Origin of the sequence: Alcaligenes sp. WGS1538 (assembly GCF_043187505.1) — a bacterium.
Lineage (GTDB): Bacteria > Pseudomonadota > Gammaproteobacteria > Burkholderiales > Burkholderiaceae_B > Alcaligenes.
Genome location: NZ_CP171109.1, coordinates 1,224,256 through 1,246,354 on the forward strand (window position 1 = coordinate 1,224,256; position 22,099 = coordinate 1,246,354).

Consider the following 22,099-nt stretch of genomic DNA (forward strand, 5'->3'; position numbering starts at 1 on the left):
GGGTAAAAACTGGTCTGACCTCTTGTCCGGGCACTGGACAAGCACGGTGTCATGACAGACCATGCGGCTCAGGAGACTTTAGCTACAGGAGGCGCCATGAGCTTGCGCTACGACGAACGACTGGACGGCGTGCTGCCCCGCATCGACAGGATGCGGCTGCTGAGCCGCCTGCGCGACGACATTCCGGACCTGGATGTGCTGCATACCGACGAACAGTTGCGGCCCTACGAGTGCGACGGCCTGAGCGCCTACCGCACCCGCCCTTTGCTGGTGGTGCTGCCGCGCGACGCCAGGCAGGTGCAGGCGGTGATGCGCCTGGCTCACGAGATGGGCGTGCCGGTGGTGGCACGCGGCGCGGGCACCGGCCTGTCCGGCGGCGCGCTGCCCCTGGAGCAGGGTATCTTGCTGGTGATGGCGCGCCTGAACCGCATCCTGCACCTGGATCCGGAAGCCGGCATCGCCCGCGTGCAGCCGGGCGTGCGCAATATCGCCATTTCCCAGGCCGCCCAGCCCTACGGCCTGTACTATGCGCCCGATCCTTCGTCCCAGATCGCCTGTTCCATCGGCGGCAATGTGGCCGAGAATGCGGGCGGCGTGCATTGCCTGAAGTACGGCCTGACCGTGCACAACATCCTGCGCCTGGAAGTCATCACCGTGACGGGCGAGCGCCTGGTGCTGGGCTCGGAGGCGCTGGACAGCCCTGGCTTTGACTTGATGGCCCTGTTCACCGGCTCGGAAGGCATGCTGGGTGTCGTCACCGAGATCACGGTGCGGCTGCTGGCGCGCCCTCCCTGTACGGTGGTGCTGCTGGCCAGTTTCGACGAGGTCGAGAAAGCGGCCGACGCCGTGGCGCGCATCATCGCGCAGGGCATCGTGCCCGCCGGCCTGGAGATGATGGACCAGATGTCCATCCGGGCGGCCGAGGATTTCATCAAGGCGGGCTATCCGGTGGACGCCCAGGCCATTCTGCTGTGCGAGATCGACGGCGCGCTGGCCGACGTGCAGGACGATGTGCAGCGCGTCGAGCAGGTGCTGTTCGATTCGGGCGCGCAGGAAGTGCGCGTGGCCCGCGATGAGCTGGAGCGCCAGCGTTTCTGGGCCGGGCGCAAGAATGCCTTCCCGGCGGTGGGCCGCATCTCGCCCGATTATTACTGCATGGACGGCACCATTCCACGGCGACAGCTGGCCCACGTCCTGAAGCGCACGGCCGAGCTGTCCGAGGAGTACGGCCTGCGCGTGGCCAATGTGTTTCACGCCGGCGACGGCAATATGCACCCGCTGATCCTGTTCGACGCCAATGCGTCGGGCGAGCTGGAGCGCGCCGAGGCGCTCGGCGGCAAGATCCTGGAACTGTGCGTGGCGGTGGGCGGCACCATCACCGGCGAGCACGGCGTGGGCCGCGAGAAGATCAACCAGATGTGCGTGCAGTTCAACGAAGACGAGCTGCGTTTCTTCCATGCCGTCAAGGCGGCCTTCGATCCGCAGACCCTGCTCAACCCCGGCAAGAACATTCCCACCTTGAACCGCTGCGCCGAATTCGGCGCCATGCACATTCATCATGGGCATCTGCCTTTTCCTGAATTGGAGCGTTTCTGATGAGTTCGATGGAACAGACGAGCCAGGACCGGAGCGCCGAGTTGCTGGAACAGGTGCGCAGCGCCCTGGCGAGCAAGACGCCCTTGCGCATCCGCGGCGGCGACAGCAAAGGCTTCCTGGGGCGCGCCGTGCAAGGGCAGGACTTGAGCTTGGCGGGGCACGAAGGCGTGGTCGATTACGACCCGGCCGAGCTGGTGGTGACGGTGCGCGCCGGCACCTCTTTGGCCAGGCTCGATGCCGTCCTGCGGGAGCAGGGCCAATGGCTGCCTTTCGAGCCGCCCGAATTTGACGGACGGGCCACGGTCGGGGGCGCCATGGCTTGCGGCCTGTCCGGTCCGCGCCGGCCCTGGTCCGGTTCCTTGCGGGATTATGTGCTGGGCTGCCGGCTGATCAGCGGCCTGGGTACGCATCTGCGTTTTGGCGGCCAGGTCATGAAGAACGTGGCCGGCTACGATGTGTCCCGCCTGATGGTGGGCGCGCAAGGCTGCCTGGGCGTGATCACGGAAGTTTCCTTCAAAGTGCTGCCCCGCCCGCGCAGCACGCACAGCCTGGTCCTGGACGCGGCGCATGAGGATCTGGCCGGCCTGTTGCGACAGTGGCGCGACCAGAGCCGCCCCATCAGCGCCATGTCCTGGCAGGACGGGCGCCTGCATGTGCGCCTGGAGGGCGGGGAAAGCTCGGTGCGCCTGGCGCGCGAGGAACTGGGCGGTGAACCATTGGATGCGTCCTACTGGGACGAGCTGCGCGAGCAGCGCCTGTCTTTCTTCCAGGGGCCGGGCAGCCTCTGGCGCATCGCCTTGCCGGTGGACGCGCCTGCCCAGCGCTGGCCGGGCGCCATGCTGGCGGATTGGGGCGGCGCGCAGCTTTGGCTGAAATCCGACGCCACGCCTGAACGTATCCATGAGCAGGCGCGCGAATTGAAAGGACATGCCCGCTGCTGGAGCGGGCCGCGCGCCGGACAGGACGAGCTGCCGGAATCCTTGCTGGCCTGGCACCGCCGCTTGAAGGATCAGCTCGATCCTTCCCATATCTTCAATCCCGGCCGGCTGTTCGCCGCGTCCGGGTCGGAGGCTACATGCAAACACATCTGACCGACTGGGCTCGGCAACTGCCTCGTGCGGAAGAAGCGCAAGCCATTCTGCGCTCCTGCGTGCACTGCGGTTTCTGCAACGCCACCTGTCCCACCTACCTGGACCAGGGCAACGAGCTGGACGGCCCGCGCGGGCGCATCTATCTGATCAAGATGTTCCTGGAAGGGGAGGCCACTTCCGAGCTGACCCAGCATCATCTGGACCGTTGCCTGAGCTGCCGCAATTGCGAGACGACCTGTCCTTCGGGCGTGAAGTACCACGCCTTGCTGGATATCGGGCGCTCCGCGCTGGAGCCGCGCGTGCAGCGGCCCCTGAAGGCGCGCGCCGTGCGCGTGGCGCTGGCCCGGATCCTGCCGGAGCCGGGGCGCGTGCAGGCGCTGCTGGGCGCGGCCCGGGCCGCGCGCCCCTTCCTGCCCGATTCCCTGAAGGAGAAAATCCCGCAAAAGGATGCCGGCAGCACGGCCCGGCCGGCCCCGCGCCATGAGTGGCGCGTGCTGATGCTGGAAGGCTGCGTGCAGCCGGCCATGGCGCCGTCCATCAACGCCGCCACGGCCCGCGTGCTGGACAGGCTGGGCATCAGCGTCACGCCGATTGCGCAGGCGGGGTGCTGCGGAGCCTCGTCCTATCACCTGGGCGCGCAGGAGCAGGGCCTGGAGCAGGCGAGGCGCAATATCGATGCCTGGTGGCCGCAGATCGAGCAGGGGGCGCTGGCCATCGTGCAGACGGCCAGCGGTTGCGGCGCCTTCGTCAAGGAATACGCAGACCTGTTCAAGGACGATCCGGTCTATGCCGAGAAGGCGCGGCGCGTCAGCGAGCTGGCCCGCGATCTGGTCGAGGTGCTGGAGGAGCTGCCCCTGGAGACGTGCCTGGACGCGCGGGAGCGTCCCCGCCTGGCTTTCCATTGCCCGTGCACCTTGCAGCACGCCCAGAAGCTGGGCGGGCGGGTGGAGGCGGTGCTGACGCGCCTGGGCTTCGAGCTGGGCGCCGTGCCGGACGGCCATCTGTGCTGCGGTTCGGCGGGAACCTATTCCCTGACCGAGCCCGACATTGCCCGGCGCCTGCGCGACCGCAAGCTCGACGCGCTGGAGAGCAGCCAGCCCGATGTGATCGCCACCGCCAATATGGCCTGCGGCAATCATTTGAACAGTGCGGGACGCACCCGGGTCAGGCATTGGATCGAACTGGTGGATGAGCACCTGGCGGCGCCCGCCTAGGCCTGTGCCTCGGGCTCCGGCGCTTGATGCCTTGCGTGCAGTTCAGGATAGAAGCGTTGCGCCACATCATGATGGGAACGGATGCGGCTCTTCAAGGCGTTGGTGCCTATATGTCTGAACAAGGGGTTCTGTGGATCGCTTTCGGGGCCGCGGGCCTGATTGGCCAAGCAGGGCGGCAGGTTCAGCAAGGGGACGTGCTGCGCATGCAGGCTGGGCGAGAAGAAATAGGCGATGGAGTAGCGGCTCAGGCCGGTCGTAGGAGAGAGCACGCGATGCACATTGGCGCGCAAGTAGCCGTTGGTGGCCAGTTCCAGCATCTCGCCGATGTTCACTACAAAAGCGTTCTTGCGGGGCGGCACGTCCAGCCAACCCTGGGCCGTCTGGACTTGAAGCCCTCCGACCTGGTCTTGCAGCAACAAGGTCAGCAGGCCGCCGTCCTTGTGCGGTCCTACGCCCTGTCCGGACCGGATGTTGTCCTGGTCAGGGTAGTGGATGACTTTCAGGCGGTGGTTGCGCGGCGCGGCTATCAATGCATCCAGTGCACTTGCCGGCTGTTCCAGCGCAAGGAGAAATGCATGCAGCAAGCGCGTCGCCACGCCGCGCAAGGTTTCCATCCAGGCCAGGATCTCGGTCTTCAGTTCCGGCAGGGCTGAGGGCCATTGATTCGGACCCTGCAATCCCCACCAGGCCTGAGCGTCTTCAGCTTGCGCGACTGCAGGCAGCTCTTCGCCGAAGTCGATCTGTTCGCGCAGATCGGGCAGCAGGCGGGTAATCTCGCCTCCCACACCGGTATAGCCGCGGAAATGCCGTGAATTGCCAATGGCAATCTCCTGTTTTTCTCTGGTGGAGAGCCCAAAGAAACGGCGGACCGATGTTTCGATCTGCTCTATCCGGGCGCTATCGACTCCGTGCCCTTCCAGATAAAAGAAGCCTGTGTCGCGTGCGATGCGAGCCAGGCGGGCATGGGCCGGGGTGTGATGCGAGGAATCGCCGAGTTCGGCCAGATCGATGACCGGCAGGGACTCCTGCCCGTGATCCCGGGTTTGTGCGGCCTGCTGCGGGACTGAGGGCGTTTCGAGGGCGGCGGACGTTGACGCGGGCATGGGGGCTCCTGGAGAAAAGCAAGGCTGTGCGCACGAGTGAAGCATGTCGCCATGAGCCAATGCCGGAGCCGGGCTCAGGGCGCATGTTCGAGCGCTCGCCTTCCATGTTCGGGCAAACCATCCAGGCGGGCTACGACGCTTTTTCTTTATGCATATATGACTTCATTCATGACCACGCCCGCCGCCGGAGTCTTATTCGTGCTGGAGGATATTGACGAGCTTGCCCAGCGGGTCCCGCAGGAAGAAACGCCGCACTCCCCATGGTTCAAGGCTTGGGCCGTATTCGATGGGAATGCCGGCGCGCCGCACGCGCTCCAGCGCCTCTTGAAGATCGTCCACTTCTATGGACAAGTCGGGGACGGGCGTATCGGAGCCGCCTTGATTTGCAAAGCTTACCTGCACCGTCATCTTCTCCGGGCAAGCATAGGTGCGAAGCCAGCCATGATCCATGACCACGTCCAGCCCCAGTACATCGTGATAAAAAGCGTCCGCCCTGGAGGGGTCCGGCGCAACGATATTGGCGACTATCCGTTTGACGTTCATATCAATCAGCCTCGTGCAAATGACGACGGGACCAGCATAACCCGAGTCTCTCCGCAGGCGGCAGTTGCCGCCAGGCAAGGCTCAGGGGCGGTCTTGGGGCAAGCAGGATTCCAGGCCTGGGTTTCCTGCTTGCCGGCAAGGACAAGCGTCAGAACTGCCAGCTTGCCCTGGCCTGGACGCCGTGGTCCCGCGTGTCGCCAGCGAACTGGCCGGTGTACAGCAGGCTCAAGCGGCTATTGCGGCTGGTGGTCAATTCGATGCCTGCCTCGGCCAGCAGAGCGTCGCGGGCCATGGGAGCGCCGCTGATGCTGAAGCCGGGGCCGGAAGCGAATCGCAACTCGCTGCCGGGCGCATTCTTGCCGATCAGGTGGCGCCAGCCCAGGCCCGCCGTGGCGGCCACTTGCCGCTCCGCTGTCCGGGAAAAATCATACCGTCCCCGCAATCCCAAGGTGGAGAAGGCCGTGGAATGGCGCTGCGAATCACCCTGCAGCGCACCCGCCGCGCCGTCTTCCGCCAGGCTTCCCCTGCGGGTCCAGACCTGCGCCAGATTCGCGTAGGGCTCCAGTGCCGCAGCTTCCCATTGGCGGGTGTAGGCGACTTCCGTGAAAACCTGAGTCGAACTGGCCTGGTAATCGGCCTGCTGCCTGCCCATTCCCTGGTAGTCGATCTGGCGCTGGGTGGTGATGTCGTACCACGAGTAGGAAGCGCCGCCGCGCAGGGACCAGGGGCCCTGCGCGGTGCTGGCGTAGGCCATGAGATGGTAGCCGTCCGCCTTGGCTGATCCCATGGCAGCGGTTCCGTAGGAGGAGCGTGTCAATGCGCCCGCCAGTCCGGCGCGGCCTGCCGCGCCGATGCGGGTGTCGGCGCCGAACATCATGCCGCCTATGGAGCGGGTCATGCGCGAGGCCTCGTCGCTGGCGCCCAGGGCGCCCCAGCTTCCCAGCACGCGCGCCCAGGCTCCATAGGGAGCGGATGACGAGGGCGTCGCGTTCGTGAAGCCTACATCGGCATGGGCCAGCCTGCCCAGGGTCGCCTGTCGCAAAAGACCGCTCGTGTCGATCAGCGCCGACAGGGTCGAGGCGTGGATTTCCCCGGAGAGCTGGCCGTACAGGCGGCCGGCCGCCTGGGCGTCGGGCAGCAGCAGGGCTTGGCCGTACTCGAGGCCGCTGCGGCCCTGTTGTTCGATGGCGTGGGCCACCGCGGTCTGATTGCCGTTTGCCGCCAGTGCGGCGAATGGCAGGCTGCTGCGTCGGACTGTCAGCTGCAGGCTGGTCGTTGCGAACGACGTATCGGCCTGCTGCACCGTCATGTCTATGTACGGCAGCCCCAGCCTGGCGGCATTGTCGAAGCCGCCGCCATCGCCCAGGCGGGCGGCGGTCAGGAAGGAAATGTCGCGATCCAGCGCACCGGCCGTCAGGCCCAGCACCTTCAGTTCGCCGCCCTGAATGTCCGCGGTGCCGTGGACGTTCAACACATCGGAGCGTCCATTGGGATCCATTTCGATCTCGAGCGTGGAGCCGGCCATCTGCGTATAGTCGCCTTCCACGGTCAAGGTACCGATGGAGTTGCCGGGCTGCACCGTACCCGCGGCCGTCACATTGCCGAGGGTGCCGGTGCCGCCCAGGGCGCCATCGCGCTCGACAGTGAGGTCCGAATGGCGCAGTGTTCCGTTCACGGTGAGCTTGCCGGCCGCCACCTTGGTGGCGCCCTGATAGGTGTTGGCGCCGCTCAGCACGAGCTGGCCCGAGCCGGATTTGATCAGGCCGCCTTTGCCGCTGATGTCGTTGCTCCAGACGGAATCGAACCCTTTGGTGTCGGCATGGAATATTTCTGGGAACCCTTCGGCGCCCAATTGCACCGGGCCGCCCACGGCGCGTCCCAGGTCCAGCATGCCCCAGCCGTAGATGTCGCGGTCTCCCCAGTTCTTGTCGCGGTTGTTGGCCGAGGTGAGCAGTACCTCGATGATCTGCCGCGCCGTCATGTAAGGGAAAGCCTGGCGCAATACGGCGGCCGCTCCGCTGACGACAGGGGCCGCCATGGACGTGCCCGCCATGTAACCGTACCCGCCGTCCGGCATGGTGGAGAAGATCAATGAGTCCTTGGGGGCGTAGCCGGCTGTCGGAGCGTCGCCGCCGGGAGCCGCGATGCACCACAGTTGCGCATACCCGCAGCGATTGCTGTAGCTGCTTATGTCCCCGTTCCGGTCGACGGCCACCACGGCGATCAATGTCCCTTGCAGATTGGAGTAGTCCAGCTCGAGCAGATCAGGATCATTGACGTCGTTCACAACCCAGGTATCCGGATTGTTGAGGTCGATATTGGGGTCGTCTTCATTGACAAGGAAGCGGTACCAGCCTTTCCGGGTGTTCTCGGGCGTCAGCGCCGGCAGCAGGGCGTTGCCGCTGGGAGAGGAGCTGGAAATCGGCTGTTCGCCGTATTCATTGCCGGCTGCAAACACCATGACGATGTCGGCATTCGCTGCGCTCAGGACAGCCTCATAGTCGGCTTCGATGTTCGACACCACGGGCAGGAAATTGATGACCCGGTAATGTGGATTGGGCGTTTTTTCCCCAGTTTCGGGATCCTCGAGCATGGCTGGCGGATAGGAGGAGGGACCGTAACTGCCATTGAGCACGCCGGCGCCTTGAGCGATGGCGCGCTTGAATGCTTCAGCTTCGGCATTGGCTTGGGGGTCGGCCGGCCCCAGGGTGCGCAAGGGCAGGACCTGCGCATCATAGGCGACGCCATGCATGCCCTGGCCGTCGCGAGCGGCGGCGGCGATGCCGGCCACGTGCGTGCCGTGACTGAACGTCTTGTCGCCGGGCAGACGGCCGACGTAGGAAGGGCCACCCTTGGTCAGGAAGTTGGCCATATGGGGCGAGACCCGGCCGGCGAATTCGGGGTGGTGGATATCCAGTCCGTCGTCCACCACGGCGATCAGCACGCCCTGTCCGGTGTAGCCCTTGGCGTAGGCGTACTGGGCGCGTATGTCCAGCAGTGTGTGAGCGGCCATGAACTCGGGCGTGATGAAAGAGTCTGGACTATTGTTCTGGGCCATCAGAGGACCCGCGCACAGGCAGGCCAGGACGCCGGCCAGTGCGTTCAGCTTGAACTTCCCATTGGCCTTTGTCTGTTCTTTATGCCAGGCGCGACGCGTGCCCCGGCCGTTTGCTTTTGTTCCCACGGACTCCCCTCATGATCTGGTTTTGCAGCCTGTTGCACAGGCTGGAAAAGAGTACCGTTTTACGGTCGGCATCGGTGTTTAATAAGAGCAACAGCCGCATTTGTTTTTTTTTGTAATGCTGAAAACAACGACGCCAACCCGCAAGGGTTGGCGTAAATGCTTCGTGCTGCTTGATTTGGTTGGTGTCGGATCGGGAGGTCTCTGAGAGCTCCCCTGTATGTTGCGCACATGCTACTTAAGATCAAGGTAAAGGCGCAGTTCGGCCCCTGTGATCTTTCCGGCTATGGGTTTGGTACCCTCCAGGAGACGTTTCGACAACGCGTTGTAGCTGGTGTTGAGGCGCTTGCGGACGTCCTTGTAGCGGTAGCAAAGCATGCCTTCAATGGCCAGCTGCGCGCCTTGGTGGGCCGCCCGCGCCAGCATGGCTTCCAGTTACGCATTGCTGGTCGCGATGCGCCTGTGTCGGTCGCAAGTAACTTCCATGTCTTTCTCCATTGGTCGGACGGGGAGGTTATCGGGGCAGGCTGTCCAGCCATTTCAGGAACTGTTCCCTGAGCGTCTTGCGTGCGGTCTCGGCCGCTTCGGGCGAAACATTCATTTCCTTTCCATGTTTAATATGCCGGCCTGGGCGTCGTGCAGCATCTCCAGCAGGGCAGTGCGGTACTGTCCCAGGTTTCCTTTAGAAGGTGATATTCGGAATTGGGGTGATAAGGGGCGTTTGAAGTGATCCGAATGAGCGCGTTCGTCCTGGCCCGGGCTGTTGCGCTGTAGGCCCATCTGTTCCTGCAGGGTGTGACTGAGCCCGCGATGCGCTCAACGAGCGGGTAAAGGAACGTCAAGTGCTCATCTGCCACTAAACGGCGAGCTGATGGCGGTTGCGGTGTCGCAACTCCATGTGTTTGTAACTCTGGCGTCGAGCATCGACGTGTCTGTCGCAGGCTTTGATAGCTAGACCCAATTCTTCGAGGGAATCCATTATGGCTGCGTCAACCCTTCCTACCCTTGTCCTGCCAATTGTTCAGCCGCCGCTGGTACTGGAGCGGGCCGATGTGGCGTCTTGCCCTCTGGGGGCCGTGGGCAATCTGCGGTTCACCGCTCAGCAGGGTGGGACAGCGCGTGCTACTGCCGCTGGCCTGGCTTTCTCTCAGGCGCGTCGTGCGTTAGCCCATTTTGTGATTGGTCTGGCTTATAAGCTCAACTTGGTGTCCGAAACTACGCGTGCGCGGCACGAAGACCTGTTGACAGCCCGCGCCAACAGTCGTCTTGTGGGCAATGTGCTGGGCGCGCTGACGGCGCCTGCAGACGATCTTGAGGGCCAGGCCTTGATTGCCGAAAGGCTAAAGGAGCTAGCCAAGCGGTCGCAAGGAAAGCTGGAGGCTCTGAAGGGCGGGCGGGAGTCCCTGGGCTGGTATGTGAATGAATTGACGGAGGCCGATGTCAAGGCTCTGCGCGATGGGGTGCTGAACAAACCGGGTCCTTGTCGGGCGGTGCTGGGCCTGATTTCGTCTGATAGTTTGCGCCAGCAGGCGTCCGAGGTGCTGGTTCAGATTATGAACGCCCTGGATCTGCCAGTAGTCGACTCTTGCGCGCAGAAGCCTTTGGAGCAGGTTGCCCGTCCTCTGCCCGCCACTCCAGAGAATGGGCCGGAGCTGGAGAAGACGTTGGAAACGCCTTTGGGGTACGAGGAGTTGCTGAAAGCCCACGATAACAGTCGTCTCGTAAGCAATTTATTGGGCGCCCTGGCGGCGCCAACAGTCGGTTTCATGAGCCGGGACAAGATCGCCGAAAGACTGATGGAGCTAGCCACGCAGTTGCAGGGAAAGTTGGATGATCTAAAGGGCAGAGAGTCTCTGGGCTGGCATGTGAACGAACTGACAGACTCCGATGTCAAGGCTTTGCGCGATGGGGTGCTGAGCAAACTGGGTCCTTGTCGGGCGATGCTGGACCTGATTTCGCCTTATAGCCTACGCCAGCAGGCGTCCCAGGTGCTGGTTCAGATTGTAAGCGCTCTGGATCAGCGATTAGCCAGCTCTTTTGCACAGAAGCATCTGGAGCAGATCACCCATCTGCTGGCCACCACTCCAGAGGATGGGCCGGAGCTGGGGAAGGCGCTGCTCAGGTTGGCTAGAGACGTGGATCAGTTCAATGCATGCAGAATAGTGTGCTTGGGGGTAGTTGATTGTCGCCAGCTAGACCTCTACCTCGACTCCTTATCCGACGAACAGTTCCAACTGCTGCGAACCCAATTTTGCTCCAATAGTTACGATCTCGCCCGACAAGCATTGAAGCAGCAAGTCGACGTCGACAACTATTGGGACAGCATTCAGCCTTTCGACATGCTGGGCCGTATCTGGGAGTCGCAATTCGTGATCCATTCTGGCGGATAAGCAGCATGCAGGAGCTAGATGCTCATCCTGAAGGGGCGGTCTCTTTGTGTTCGTCGTGTTTCTGAGCGCCCCAGGCCAGGGCGCAACAGCATCAGGTAAAGCGGCTGGTGTATCGGGTGAAGTCGTAATCGAAGAGGGCCTTGAACTGCCACATCTGGTCGCTGCCCCGGCCGCTCCAAATAGAATCAAAGGCGGCATGCTTGGGGCAGTCGCCGCCGTTCTCAAGCTCTCTCAAGACCCGATGATCCGTGTCTTCCCAGAGGCCGCGGCAGGCTGACTCATTTGGCCGTAGCGGCCAGCACTTTCGAAATCCGATCCTGCTCTTGCTGGCAGCGAACGTGTTCATTCGATTACCGCCACCGCTCACGGAACCAGCGTATGTATGGGACGGTTTCATCTCGAAAACTTCAAACCCTGCCGCAGCTTCGCGGATGATCATGCGGTTGTAGTCCATATCTTTTTCCTAGATCATTCGTTAGCTGCCCTATTTGCCAGAACGCTGTTGGACGCGGTCCCTAAGCGGGACTTCGCGTCGGGATTCCAACCTGCATGACTGTTTCCGTTTTTAGCTGCCTGCGCCTCACCCTGTTTACTGTTTACCGCGTTTGGCCGGACCGGATACGGAAGGGATGCTGCGCACCCTGTAGACAGGCTGCGGGTGCTATTGATGTGTGAGTTGCTAAAGAGCTTTGAGCGGACATTGGCAACGCTTTTCTTGGATCATGGCGAAGAACGAGTTTGACCTGGGTGCAATAGCTGTTCGGCTGTTTTGGATGCTTGTCATATGCCTATTTTCGTGGGGCCTGCCGTGGGGCTTTTTTGGGGCCGTCTATATTGAAAACTGAAAATAGGCTATCAAATGCTTCCATGGCAAGGAAGCTAAACCCTTGATTTGCTTAATATTGATTGTTGGGAATCAATGGGTTCAAGTTGGTTGGTGCCGGTGAAAGGAATCGAACCCTCGACCTTCTCATTACGAATGAGCTGCTCTACCGACTGAGCTACACCGGCTAACCGAAGACATGAAGTATAGCCTGATTTTTTTGTTTTTGTAAATCCTGCTCGGCGTTTTCAAGCGGCGCGTGCTATGTTGGCGTTTTCAGGACTTGGGAAGGGGGCGGCGATGCTCGGGATCAAGATCGGTTTTCTGGTGGCGGCTTTCCTGCCGTGGGTGGCGGCGATCTGCGCCAAGGCCGGCGGCAAGGGTTTTGACAACAACAACCCCCGGCCCTGGCTGGCCGGCCTGACGGGCTGGCGCGCGCGCGCCAATGCGGCCCAGGCGAACGCCTTCGAAGCCTTGCCCTTTTTCTACGCCGCGGTGCTGATCTCCCTGTGGTCGGGGGCGGACGCCCAGCGTGTGGAAAGCTTGATGATCGCCTGGCTGGTGCTGCGCGTGGTGTATCTGCTGATGTACCTGTTGGGCAAGGGGGCATTGCGCTCTCTGGTGTGGTTCCTGGCGCTGGCCGTCAACATCTGGATCTTGTTTCTGCCGGTGCTGATCACTTGACGCGACGCCTGCAGGTGATGGACCGGCGGCATCACAGGATGGGGGCCGTGCCTTGTTGCGCCATTGAAGCAAGGCGCGTTGATTTTCCGATTGAACGGGAGGGAAGGGTACAGCCCATTCGCCTCCCGAGTTCATGGCTTGGCCAACAAGCCCTGCAGCAGCAGTTCCAGCGCGGTCGCGCCTCGCTTCAATCGTGAATCGCCGTCTTCGCCATCGGCGATCCAGAAAGCCGCCTCCGCCAGGCAGCCGTAGATCAGCGATGCCAACGCTTGGGGGTCGGCCTCGGCCATCACGCCTTGCTGAATCAGATTGTCGATCAATCGCCGCATCGACTCGACACAATGGCGCTGGGACTGCGGCGAGGCGCCGCCCAGCACCGCCCTGGCATCGCGCAGCACGATGCGCTGGATTTCGGGCTCCAGCGCCATTTCAAGATAGGCGTGGCAGCGCTTGCGGAAACCTTCCCAGCCATCCTCAGCCGTGGCGGAGATGTCCTGCAGGCGTGCATCCACCTCGGCATCGATCTGCTCCACCACCGCAGCCAGCAAACCCTTCTTATCGCCGAAGTGGTGATAGAGCGCACCGCGGGTCAAGCCCGCCTGCGCGGTGAGATCATCCATGGAGGCGTCGGCGTAGCCGCGTTCGCAGAACACCTTGCGGGCCGTTGCCAGCAGTATGGCGCGGGTTGCTTCCATTTCGGCGCGAGTGCGACGGGCCATTCACTTTCTCCTTACATACGGTCTGCATGTTTATTTACATACGTTGCGTATGAATATATGAACTTATTCATACGCGCTGTATGTATTATCGTCGCAGCGTCATGGCATGACAAGCGGATGCACCCTGGAGAGCAAATTGGCCAATCCTTATCGAGAACTTTTCGCCGCACCCGGCGCCAAGGGTTTTGTCCTGGCGGGCCTGCTGGCGCGGATTCCACTGCCGATGACGGGCATCGGCATCATCACCATGCTGTCGCAACTGCGCGGCAGCTATGCGCTGGCGGGAGCCGTGTCCGCCACTTTCGTGCTGACTTACGCGCTGCTGTCGCCGCAGACATCCCGCCTGGTGGATGGCCACGGGCAAGGCCGCGTGCTGCCCGCAGCCGTGGGCGTCAGCGTCATCGGCATGCTGCTTCTGATCGCCGGCGCCTGTTTGCAAGCGCCTGACTGGACCTTGTTCCTCGGCGCGCTGCTGGCCGGTTCCATGCCCAGCATGTCGGCGATGGTGCGGGCGCGCTGGACGGCAATCTATCGAGGCCAGCCACGCCTGCAGGCCGCCTATTCGCTGGAAACGGTACTCGATGAAGTCACTTTCATCGTCGGGCCGCCGCTGTCGGTGGGACTGTCCGTGGCGGTGGTTCCCCAGGCCGGTCTGCTGGCGGCGGCTTTGTTGCTGATGCTTGGCGTATTTGCTCTGGTCGTGCAATGCGGCACGGAGCCGCCCGTCCAGGCGCAAGAGGCGGCCGCAGACCGTTCGGGGGCGGTGATCCGCGTGGCAGGCATGCGCTTGCTGACGCTGCTGATGATGGCGATAGGCGTCATTGTCGGCGCCGTGGATATCGTCAGCGTGGCCTTCGCCGAACAACTGGGCCGGCCGGCCGCCGCGAGCCTGATCCTGTCGGCTTATGCCCTGGGCTCCTGTCTGAGCGGTCTGCTGTTCGGCGCGTTCAAGCTGCAGACTCCCTTGCATCGCCTGTTGCTGCTGGGCGGCGTGGCAATGGCCGCGGCCGCGCTGCCCCTGCTGCTGGTCGGCAGCATCGCTGCACTGGCCGCCGCTGTGCTGCTGGCAGGCTTGTCCTTCGCGCCCACCATGATCGTGGCCATGTCGCTGGTTGAGCGCCTGGTGCCCGAGCGCCGCCTGACCGAAGGCATGACCTGGCTGCTGGCCGGGCTGAACATTGGCGTGGCCTTGGGCGCGGCGGCGTCCGGCCATGCAGTGGATGAAGAGGGCGCGCGGGCCGGGTTCATTGTCGCAGTGTGCGCCGGCGCCTTGGTGCTGCTGACGGCGCTCCGGGCGCATCAGCGCCTGCGCGCGCTCGGCCCATCCGGACTTGCTGCCGCCTTGGATTCGGCCTGATGGCGAATCTGTGGCTGGCGGGCGGTTTTGCTGCACTCGCCTTGCTGGTGTCCATAGGGATTCACCAAGCCCGAGAGTGCAGGGCTTGATGAATATCCATCATTCCAGTCACCAACCGGGGCTCATGGCTGGTTCGCCGGCGGTTCGTCCGCCTCCTCGCGAGCACGGATGGCGGAGGGGAACAGGTCCCAGCAGGCGATGAACATGGCGGCGATCAGCGGGCCGATCACAAAGCCGTTCAGGCCGAAGATGGACAGGCCGCCCAGGGTGGAGATCAGGATGATGTAGTCCGGGATCTTGGTGTCCTTGCCCACCAGCAGGGGGCGCAGCAGATTGTCCACCAGGCCGATGACGAAGATGCCGAAGGCGGTCAGCACGATGCCTTCGAAGTAATTGCCGGAAACGAAGAAGTAGACGGCGACCGGAGCCCAGATCAGCGAGGCGCCCACGGCGGGCAGCAGCGACAGCAGCGCCATGAGCACGCCCCAGAACAGGGCGCCCTGGATGTCCAGGAACCAGAATATGACTCCGCCCAGCGCGCCCTGGGTGGCGGCCACGGCGATATTGCCCTTGACGGTGGCGCGCACCACGGTGGTGAACTTGCGGAACAGGTGGGTCTTCTGGTCTTCGCTGAGCGGGATCAGCTGGCGGCAGTGCCGGCCCAGCTCCACGCCGTCGCGCAGCAGGAAGAACAGCATGTACAGCATGATGCCCATGCTGACCAGGAACTGGAAGGTGTTCTGGCCGACGTTGACCGCCTGCTTGGTCAGGAATTGTCCGCCCTGGACGGCGAACTGGGAGAATCTTTCCTGCAGGGAGGCGAAGTTGTCCAGGCCGAAGCGGGCCGCCAGCTCGTGCGCGCTGGGGGGCAGGGCGTTCAGGATCTTCTGCAGGTAGGCGCCGGGGTTGAGCTGGCCGCTGTTCATCAGGTCGTACAGGGTGGCGATCTGCTGCACCAGGGAGATGGAGATCAGTATGACCGGGATGATGACGATCAGCACGATGATGAGCAGGCTGATCAGCGCGGACAGGGAGCGCCGGCCCCGGGTCCTGGCCAGCAGCTTGCGCTGCACGGGCGCGAACAGGATGGCCAGGACGGCGCTCCAGAAGACGGCGCCGTAGAAAGGCAGCAGGATCCAGAGGAAGGCGGCGGACACTGCGGTCAGAAGAAGCAGGAACGTGCGGAACTGCAGAATGGGCCGTATGGACATAGGACATTTTCCAGAAGCTTGGACTGTGCCGATTGTACGGGGGAATCGGGCCGGCCGGCGTGATTGTCGGTATCGGGCGCGCCGGTCCGCAAGGCCCGGGCGGCCGGAGGGCTTTCACATGCATGTCATATAGGTTTCGCATCCTTGAGCGTGGCGGGCAAGCCTGGGACAAGGCAACCCCGATGAACCCACTGCAAAGGACTGCATCATGAAAGAACTGGACCTGGACGATATTGCCGCCAACCCGGGCGCGGCGGAAACATTCGAAGACGTGGTGGCGCGCGTGGCTTCGCGCCGCCGTTTCCTCAAGAGCGGCCTGGGCGCGGGCGCGCTGGGCTTCTTGGGGCTGGGCGCCGGGCTGACCCAGTCCGCGCAGGCCGCCACGCCGGCCGGCGCCCCGCAGGGCGCGCCTTCCATCGGTTTTGCGGCGGTGCCGGCGGGCACGGATGATGCGGTGGTCCTGCCGCCAAGCTATGCGCACCAGGTGATCAATCGCTGGGGCGATCCCCTGTTCACGCATTCCGCTCCTTTCAAGGGCGACGCTTCGGATGGCGGCGAGGCACAGGCCCAGCAAGTGGGCTATAACCACGACGGCATGCATTTCTTTCCCATCGACGCCAGCGGCGGCCAGCCGGGCAGCAACAGCCGCGAAGGCCTGCTGGTGACCAATCATGAATACATCACTCCGCATTTCTTTTTTCCGGAAGGCGTGGTGCCGGCCAACGAGAAGTGGAACGCCGACTGGGTGCGCAAGTCCCAGCATGCGCAGGGCGCCTCGGTCGTGCACATCCGCCTCAATGGCGACAAAGGTTGGGAGCCGGTGCTGGATTCGCCCTTCAATCGCAGCATCAACGGCAACACGCCCATGGTCATGGTCGGGCCGGCGGCCGGCCATGCCTTGCTCAAGACCGGCGCGGACGCCTCGGGCCGTCAGGTGCTGGGAACCTTCGGCAACTGCGGCAATGGCTACACCCTCTGGAACACGTACCTGACCTGTGAGGAGAATTTCACGGACTACTTCGGGGTCGGCGGGCAGGACGAGAAGGCGGTGAACTACCATGACGCCGCCCAGCAGGCGCACCTGCAACGCTACAAGGGCGGCAGCAAGGCAGCGGATGCCGACTATCGCTGGGATACGCACGACGCCCGTTTCGACTGGACTCGCGAGCCCAATGAAAGCAACCGTTTCGGCTGGATCGTGGAAATCGACCCTTTCGATCCGCATTCCACGCCCAAGAAGCTGACCGCGCTGGGCCGCTTCAAGCACGAGAACGCCGCCCTGACGCTGGCCGACGACAAACGCGTCGTGGTCTACATGGGTGACGACCAGCGCAGCGAATACATCTACAAGTTCGTGTCCGAAGGCCGTTTCGATCCTGCCCAGCCGGCCCGGAACCGCTTGCTGCTGGACAGCGGCGTGCTGTATGTGGCGCAGTTCAGTTCCGAAGGCGGCGCGAAGGACGGTGCCGGGTCGGGGCGCTGGATTCCGCTGGTGCTGGATACGCCCACCACGGACGGCCGCAAGCTGGGCGACCTGTTCGCCGACATGGGCGAGCTGCTGATCAAGACCCGCCAGGCGGCCGACGCGGTGGGCGCCACGTCCATGGACCGCCCGGAGTGGGTGGCCGTGCATCCGGTGACGCGCGAGGCCTACGTCACCCTGACCAACAACAGCGACCGCGGCAAGGACAAGGCGCGCTGGCCGGGCGGCCCCAAGCACCCCGGGGTGGATGCCGCCAACCCGCGCGCGGAAAACCCCTACGGGCAGATCGTGCGCTGGCGGGAGAAGAACGGCGACCCCGGACAGGACACCTTCGAGTGGGACATCTTCCTGCTGGCAGGCAATCCGCACATCCACGCCGAGGGCGACCCCTTGCGCGGCTCGGCCAACGTCACCAAGGACAACGCTTTCAACAGCCCGGATGGCCTGGCCTTTGATGCGCAGGGACGCCTGTGGATCCAGACCGATGGCAATTATTCCAATAAGGGCAAGTACGAGGGGCACGGCAACAACCAGATGCTGATCGCCGATCCGGCCAGCAAGCAGGTGCGTCGGTTCCTGGTGGGACCCAAGGGCTGCGAGGTGACCGGCATCAGCTGGACGCCGGACCAGCGCTATGTGTTCATCAATATCCAGCATCCCGGCGAGGGCATGGACGTGGAACCTTCCCAGAAGACGCCCACCGCCGTATCCACCTGGCCGGACGGTGACAAGGCCAGCCGGCCGCGCCCGGCCACCGTGGTGATCTGGCGCACGGACGGAGGCGTCGTGGGCGCCTGATCGCGCTGGCGCAAGGGGGAGCGGATCAGCTCCCCGAGGGCCGGCGCCAATAGCCGGCTGGCCCGCCAGCGCCGTCGAAATCCTTCAACCCCGCGGTGCAGCGTAGCCGCATCGCTCTGGGCGTAGCTGTGCTGCCGCGACACAATGAAAAACGCCCGCTTGGCGTGTATGCCAAACGGGCGTTTCGGTATAAGTGGCTCCCCGAACAGGGCTCGAACCTGTGACCTGCGGATTAACAGTCCGTCGCTCTACCGACTGAGCTATCGGGGACCAGCAAAGAAAATGATTATATAGGCAATTTTTTGGTTTTGTAAAGAAAAATTTTAAAACCCAGCTTTTCGTGCACTTGCATATGAAGGGCGTGCTTGGCAATAGGAAAAAATCCCGATCGGTTCATCCAGAGAATACCAGCCGGTCAGTTATGGTGGATCGCTGCCTGGGCAACAAACGGTTACAAAGGCGATGGCCGTTGAGCTGGCATCCAAAAAAGGGCGTCCAGCCTGATGCCCGGCTGTTCTTGCAGACTAGGGAAAATGCTGAGAACCGCGCAGCGACACGTCTCTCCAGGTTCATTGACATGAATATAATTTAAACCTCAAATATAAAAACTTGAATTTTCTTGTGGAAGTGCGCTGAGCGGGCCGGCTTTTTTTCGGTCAAAAGGCTTAAAGACCAGTTGTTGAGGTTTTTGGGGGCGGCGCTTTTCGAAAAGACAAGTTGCGACCGCGCGCGTGCATTTGGGGAGATGTCCAGGAAAGCGCCGCGGCGATAGGGGACTGGCCCGCCGATGGTGCAAGCCGCGGCGGGATATGCCAGGCCGACATTATTTCAACAAGAGAACAGAGATATGAAAAAAATCATGTTGGCCGCTCTGGCCATGCCAATGCTGACCGTTTCGGCCCATGCGCAATCCACCGTCACCTTGTACGGTGTCGTGGACACAGGCCTGGGCTATGAGCAGTGGAAGGGCAGCGACCTGGCCGGAGGCGCACAGAAACAGAGCCGCTTCGGCCTGTATGACCAGGGTTGGCTGGGCAACCGCTGGGGCCTGATGGGCAGCGAAGACCTGGGCAACGGCCTGAAAGCCAACTTCCTGCTGGAAAGCGGCTTTGACCTGGGCCAGGGCACGCAGCGCCAGGGCCGCCTGTTCGGCCGCCAGGCCACGCTGGGCCTGCAGGGCGAGAGCTGGGGGCGCGTGGACATTGGCCGCCAGGTGACGGTGACTTCCCAGTACTTTGCGCCGGTGGCCAGCCCCTTCGGCGGCAATGGCTACCAGTACGGCGTGGGTGCGGCCTTCGCGGCGGCCAATACCGTCCGCTATGACAATATGGTGGCTTATCAGTCGCCTGAAGTCTCCGGCTTCCAGTTGGGCGTGGGTTACTCTTTCAACACCAACGGCGCCCAGAAATGGAACCGCAGCGATCTGTCCGCCGGCGTCATCAATAGCGATGAAGCCAATGTGAAGGCCTACAGCGTGGCGCTGCGCTACGGTCAGGGTCCGCTCAAGGCAGTGGCCACCTTCGACCAGGCCCGCTACGGCGATGCGCGTGAGCGCAACGGCGTGCTGGTGGCGGGCGAGAGCGGCAATGTCAGCGCCTGGAACATCGCGGCCAGCTACGACTTCGGCCTTGCCACGGTGCATGCCGGCTTTGGCCAGAGCCGCGACGGCTTCATCGGTGATTCCCTGCAGATCGAGCAGTTCGGCTCGGGCCTGCGCAAGGGGCTGAAGATCAATGCCTACACCTTGGGTGCGACTGTGCCGGCCGGCAAGGCGGGTTCGGTGCTGGCTTCCTGGACCATGGCTGATGCCACCTCGGTTCCGCGCGCCACGGACGATGACAAGAGCCAGCACGTGTTCAGCCTGGGCTACCTGCACAAGCTGTCCAAGCGCACCAATCTGTACGCCATCGGTTCCCATGCGCGCAATGTGGGCTTCTACAACGATTTGAAGACGTCGGTCGTGACGGTTGGCGTGACGCATCGCTTCTGATGCGTCTGCCGCGTCGGCTCCGCATGGGGAGCCGGTCGTGTCGTGCAAAGGGCGGGGGCGAACCGTAGCGTTGCCCGCCCCCTTGGGCCACCTGAGCGGTGGCCCAAGGTTTTTTAAGGCTCGGGGTCGGCCCGGCGAAAAAAAAAAACAGCCCATTGGATAATGGGCTGTTTTCGGTGTTTTTCTTGGCTCCCCGAACAGGGCTCGAACCTGTGACCTGCGGATTAACAGTCCGTCGCTCTACCGACTGAGCTATCGGGGACCAGAGAAAATAAATATAGCATGTTTTTTGAACGGTGCGCAAGCTAAAAGGCAGGGCATGGACACCGTGTTCCTGTCTTGAACGGCCGGACCGGGGTCCGGCCGCTCCTCAGTGCGCGCCTGCCGCGGCGTCCGCGCTGCCCGCCGAGGCCTTGCGGGGCCGGGCGATCCAGACCAGGCTCAGCAGCAAGAGGAAGATGATGGCGGAAGCCAGGAAGATGTCAGTCACGGACAGCGTGCGGGCCTGCTGCTCGATGATCTGGTTCAGTACCGCCGCCGACTGCTGCGGATCCAGGCCGGCCTGGCGCAGGCCGTGCATCATGGCGTCGAAGGCCGGTTCGCCGGGGCGGGCGAGTTCGGTCAGGTGCGCGTGGTGCATGCTGGCGCGATTGTCCCAGAGCGTGGTGGTGATGGAGGTGCCGAAGGCGCCGGCCAGCAGGCGCGCGAAGTTGGACAGGCCCGCGCCCGCGGGCACGCGCTCGGGCGCCAGCCCTGACAGCGTGATGGTGGTCAGCGGAATGAAGAACGTGGCCATGGCCGCGCCTTGCAGAAAGGTTGGCAGCATCACCGACAGGATGTCCACGTCCGTATTGAAACGCGAACGCATGTAGCTGGTCAGGGCGAATACCAGAAAGGCGAAGGTCGCCAGCAGGCGCGGATCATAGCGGCCCAGCAGCTTGCCCACCACGGGAGACAGCACGATGGCCAGGATGCCCACCGGCGCCAGGGCGATGCCGGCCGAGGTGGCCGTGTAGCCCATGGTGCTTTGCAGCCACAAGGGCATCAGCACCACCGCGCCGAAGAACACGCCGTAGGCCACGGACACGGACACCACGCCGGCGCTGAAATTGCGCTGCTTGAAAAGCGTCAGGTCGACGATGGGGTGGCGCGCTGTCAGCTCCCAGATCAGGAAGTAGACAAAGGCGATCACGCTGACGATGGCCAGCACCACGATGGTCGGGCTGGCGAACCAGTCCAGTTCCTTGCCCTTGTCCAGCAGGATCTGCAGCGCGCCGACCCAGATCACCAGCAGGACCAGGCCCATGGTGTCGATGGGCAGGCGCATGCGGCGCGACTCGCGTTCGCGGTAGATCTGCCAGGACGCCCAGCCGGCCAGCAGGCCGATGGGCACGTTGATGTAGAAGATCCACGGCCAACTGTAATTGTCGGAGATCCAGCCGCCCAGCAGCGGGCCGGCGATGGGGCCGACCAGAATGGTCATGGACCACATGGCCAGTGCGAAGCCGGTCTTGTTGCGCGGATAGCTGCCCAGCATCAGCGCCTGGGACAAGGGGATCATGGGACCGGCCACGGCGCCCTGCAGGACCCGGAACAGCACCAGCGATTCCAACGACCACGAGAAGCCGCACAGCCAGGAGGTCAGCACGAAGAGCATGACCGAGATGACGAACAGCCGGACCTGTCCGAAGCGCTGCGTCAGCCAGCCGGTGAGCGGCACGGTGATGGCGTTGGCCACCGCGAAGGAAGTGATCACCCAGGTGCCCTGGGTGCTGCTCACGCCCAGGTTGCCCGCGATGGTGGGAATGGATACGTTGGCGATGGACGAGTCCAGCACGTTCATGAAGACCGCCGCGGACAGGGCGATGGTGCCCATCACCCGCGCGCGGCCTTCCAGCGGCGGATAGACGAGCGGG

The 22,099-nt window shown here is 63.3% G+C and carries 16 protein-coding genes and 3 tRNA genes; 9 read left to right on the forward strand and 10 right to left on the reverse strand.

Annotated features, from left to right (window positions below; translation table 11 throughout):
• Positions 1 to 96: 96 nt before the first annotated feature.
• Genes glcD through glcF form a run of 3 tightly spaced genes read left to right on the forward strand, consistent with a single transcriptional unit; the run spans position 97 to position 3,901 of the window.
• The gene (gene glcD, locus ACF3ND_RS05660; protein ID WP_394065066.1) at positions 97 to 1,596 is read left to right on the forward strand and encodes a glycolate oxidase subunit GlcD; all 1,500 of its coding nucleotides are present in this window, start codon (positions 97 to 99) and stop codon (positions 1,594 to 1,596) included.
• Positions 1,596 to 2,687: a glycolate oxidase subunit GlcE gene (glcE, locus tag ACF3ND_RS05665; protein ID WP_394065068.1), complete on the forward strand. Its 1,092-nt coding sequence runs from the start codon at positions 1,596 to 1,598 to the stop codon at positions 2,685 to 2,687. The genes glcD and glcE overlap by 1 nt, the downstream gene beginning before the upstream one ends.
• The gene (glcF, locus tag ACF3ND_RS05670; RefSeq protein ID WP_394065070.1) at positions 2,672 to 3,901 is read left to right on the forward strand and encodes a glycolate oxidase subunit GlcF; all 1,230 of its coding nucleotides are present in this window, start codon (positions 2,672 to 2,674) and stop codon (positions 3,899 to 3,901) included. Before glcE ends, glcF begins: the two co-directional genes overlap by 16 nt.
• Here glcF and ACF3ND_RS05675 read toward each other — a convergent pair.
• The 3 genes from ACF3ND_RS05675 to ACF3ND_RS05685 form a co-directional block, all read right to left on the reverse strand.
• A complete protein-coding gene (locus ACF3ND_RS05675) occupies positions 3,898 to 5,004 on the reverse strand; it encodes an isopenicillin N synthase family dioxygenase (RefSeq protein WP_394065072.1) in 1,107 nt (368 codons plus the stop codon). The two genes, glcF and ACF3ND_RS05675, sit on opposite strands and share 4 nt — an antisense overlap.
• 192 nt (positions 5,005 to 5,196) lie before the next feature.
• Positions 5,197 to 5,547 carry a VOC family protein gene (locus ACF3ND_RS05680; protein WP_394065074.1) on the reverse strand — a complete coding sequence of 117 codons (351 nt, stop codon included), beginning with the start codon at positions 5,545 to 5,547 and terminating at the stop codon, positions 5,197 to 5,199.
• Between the two features lie 148 nt (positions 5,548 to 5,695).
• The gene (locus ACF3ND_RS05685; RefSeq protein WP_394065076.1) at positions 5,696 to 8,731 is read right to left on the reverse strand and encodes a S8 family serine peptidase; all 3,036 of its coding nucleotides are present in this window, start codon (positions 8,729 to 8,731) and stop codon (positions 5,696 to 5,698) included.
• 228 nt (positions 8,732 to 8,959) lie between these two features.
• On the opposite strand from ACF3ND_RS05685, the gene ACF3ND_RS05690 reads away from it, so the two are divergent.
• Both ACF3ND_RS05690 and ACF3ND_RS05695 read left to right on the forward strand, forming a co-directional pair.
• On the forward strand, positions 8,960 to 9,286 hold the full coding sequence (locus tag ACF3ND_RS05690; RefSeq protein ID WP_394065078.1) for a hypothetical protein: 327 nt from the start codon (positions 8,960 to 8,962) through the stop codon (positions 9,284 to 9,286).
• 422 nt (positions 9,287 to 9,708) lie between these two features.
• On the forward strand, positions 9,709 to 11,118 hold the full coding sequence (locus ACF3ND_RS05695; protein WP_394065080.1) for a hypothetical protein: 1,410 nt from the start codon (positions 9,709 to 9,711) through the stop codon (positions 11,116 to 11,118).
• 91 nt (positions 11,119 to 11,209) lie between these two features.
• Here ACF3ND_RS05695 and ACF3ND_RS05700 read toward each other — a convergent pair whose 3' ends face one another.
• Positions 11,210 to 11,572, reverse strand: coding sequence for a hypothetical protein (locus ACF3ND_RS05700; RefSeq protein WP_394065082.1), 363 nt, complete (start codon positions 11,570 to 11,572; stop codon positions 11,210 to 11,212).
• Positions 11,573 to 12,053: 481 nt separating this feature from the next.
• A tRNA-Thr gene (locus tag ACF3ND_RS05705) sits at positions 12,054 to 12,129 on the reverse strand.
• Between the two features lie 112 nt (positions 12,130 to 12,241).
• Here ACF3ND_RS05705 and ACF3ND_RS05710 point away from each other — a divergent pair.
• Positions 12,242 to 12,625: an MAPEG family protein gene (locus tag ACF3ND_RS05710; protein ID WP_394065083.1), complete on the forward strand. Its 384-nt coding sequence runs from the start codon at positions 12,242 to 12,244 to the stop codon at positions 12,623 to 12,625.
• Between the two features lie 131 nt (positions 12,626 to 12,756).
• Here the strand turns inward: ACF3ND_RS05710 and ACF3ND_RS05715 are convergent, their stop codons facing one another.
• Positions 12,757 to 13,344, reverse strand: coding sequence for a TetR/AcrR family transcriptional regulator (locus ACF3ND_RS05715; protein WP_394065085.1), 588 nt, complete (start codon positions 13,342 to 13,344; stop codon positions 12,757 to 12,759).
• A 136-nt stretch (positions 13,345 to 13,480) separates the two neighbouring features.
• Here ACF3ND_RS05715 and ACF3ND_RS05720 point away from each other — a divergent pair, with 136 nt between their 5' ends.
• Positions 13,481 to 14,701 carry an MFS transporter gene (locus ACF3ND_RS05720; RefSeq protein ID WP_394065087.1) on the forward strand — a complete coding sequence of 407 codons (1,221 nt, stop codon included), beginning with the start codon at positions 13,481 to 13,483 and terminating at the stop codon, positions 14,699 to 14,701.
• Between the two features lie 122 nt (positions 14,702 to 14,823).
• Here the strand turns inward: ACF3ND_RS05720 and ACF3ND_RS05725 are convergent, their stop codons facing one another.
• Complete coding sequence (locus tag ACF3ND_RS05725) at positions 14,824 to 15,912, reverse strand: AI-2E family transporter (RefSeq protein WP_394065089.1); 1,089 nt, start codon at positions 15,910 to 15,912, stop codon at positions 14,824 to 14,826.
• Positions 15,913 to 16,120: 208 nt separating this feature from the next.
• Here ACF3ND_RS05725 and ACF3ND_RS05730 point away from each other — a divergent pair, with 208 nt between their 5' ends.
• A complete protein-coding gene (locus ACF3ND_RS05730; RefSeq protein ID WP_394065091.1) occupies positions 16,121 to 18,193 on the forward strand; it encodes a PhoX family protein in 2,073 nt (690 codons plus the stop codon).
• 194 nt (positions 18,194 to 18,387) lie between these two features.
• On the opposite strand, the gene ACF3ND_RS05735 is transcribed toward ACF3ND_RS05730, so the two are convergent.
• Positions 18,388 to 18,463: transfer RNA gene (locus ACF3ND_RS05735), tRNA-Asn, on the reverse strand.
• Between the two features lie 589 nt (positions 18,464 to 19,052).
• Here ACF3ND_RS05735 and ACF3ND_RS05740 point away from each other — a divergent pair.
• Entirely contained in the window at positions 19,053 to 20,183 is a 1,131-nt protein-coding gene (locus tag ACF3ND_RS05740) for a porin (RefSeq protein ID WP_394065093.1), read from the forward strand.
• Between the two features lie 186 nt (positions 20,184 to 20,369).
• Here the strand turns inward: ACF3ND_RS05740 and ACF3ND_RS05745 are convergent.
• Together ACF3ND_RS05745 and ACF3ND_RS05750 are read right to left on the reverse strand one after the other, a co-directional pair.
• Positions 20,370 to 20,445 (reverse strand) — tRNA-Asn (locus ACF3ND_RS05745).
• Positions 20,446 to 20,553: 108 nt separating this feature from the next.
• Positions 20,554 to 22,059, reverse strand: a complete 1,506-nt coding sequence (locus tag ACF3ND_RS05750; protein ID WP_394065789.1) for a DHA2 family efflux MFS transporter permease subunit — start codon at positions 22,057 to 22,059, stop codon at positions 20,554 to 20,556.
• Positions 22,060 to 22,099 lie beyond the last annotated feature (40 nt).

Bases quoted from the DNA above. Each gene is read 5' to 3' on its own strand.
- glcF (WP_394065070.1), top strand. From the start codon at position 2,672: ATGCAAACACATCTGACCGACTGGGCTCGGCAACTGCCTCGTGCGGAA.
- ACF3ND_RS05710 (WP_394065083.1), top strand. From the start codon at position 12,242: ATGCTCGGGATCAAGATCGGTTTTCTGGTGGCGGCTTTCCTGCCGTGG.
- ACF3ND_RS05690 (WP_394065078.1), top strand. From the start codon at position 8,960: ATGCTACTTAAGATCAAGGTAAAGGCGCAGTTCGGCCCCTGTGATCTT.
- glcE (WP_394065068.1), top strand. From the start codon at position 1,596: ATGAGTTCGATGGAACAGACGAGCCAGGACCGGAGCGCCGAGTTGCTG.
- ACF3ND_RS05725 (WP_394065089.1), bottom strand. From the start codon at position 15,912: ATGTCCATACGGCCCATTCTGCAGTTCCGCACGTTCCTGCTTCTTCTG.
- ACF3ND_RS05715 (WP_394065085.1), bottom strand. From the start codon at position 13,344: ATGGCCCGTCGCACTCGCGCCGAAATGGAAGCAACCCGCGCCATACTG.
- glcD (WP_394065066.1), top strand. From the start codon at position 97: ATGAGCTTGCGCTACGACGAACGACTGGACGGCGTGCTGCCCCGCATC.
- ACF3ND_RS05695 (WP_394065080.1), top strand. From the start codon at position 9,709: ATGGCTGCGTCAACCCTTCCTACCCTTGTCCTGCCAATTGTTCAGCCG.
- ACF3ND_RS05680 (WP_394065074.1), bottom strand. From the start codon at position 5,547: ATGAACGTCAAACGGATAGTCGCCAATATCGTTGCGCCGGACCCCTCC.
- ACF3ND_RS05675 (WP_394065072.1), bottom strand. From the start codon at position 5,004: ATGCCCGCGTCAACGTCCGCCGCCCTCGAAACGCCCTCAGTCCCGCAG.
- ACF3ND_RS05750 (WP_394065789.1), bottom strand. From the start codon at position 22,059: ATGGGCACCATCGCCCTGTCCGCGGCGGTCTTCATGAACGTGCTGGAC.
- ACF3ND_RS05740 (WP_394065093.1), top strand. From the start codon at position 19,053: ATGTTGGCCGCTCTGGCCATGCCAATGCTGACCGTTTCGGCCCATGCG.
- ACF3ND_RS05700 (WP_394065082.1), bottom strand. From the start codon at position 11,572: ATGGACTACAACCGCATGATCATCCGCGAAGCTGCGGCAGGGTTTGAA.
- ACF3ND_RS05730 (WP_394065091.1), top strand. From the start codon at position 16,121: ATGAAAGAACTGGACCTGGACGATATTGCCGCCAACCCGGGCGCGGCG.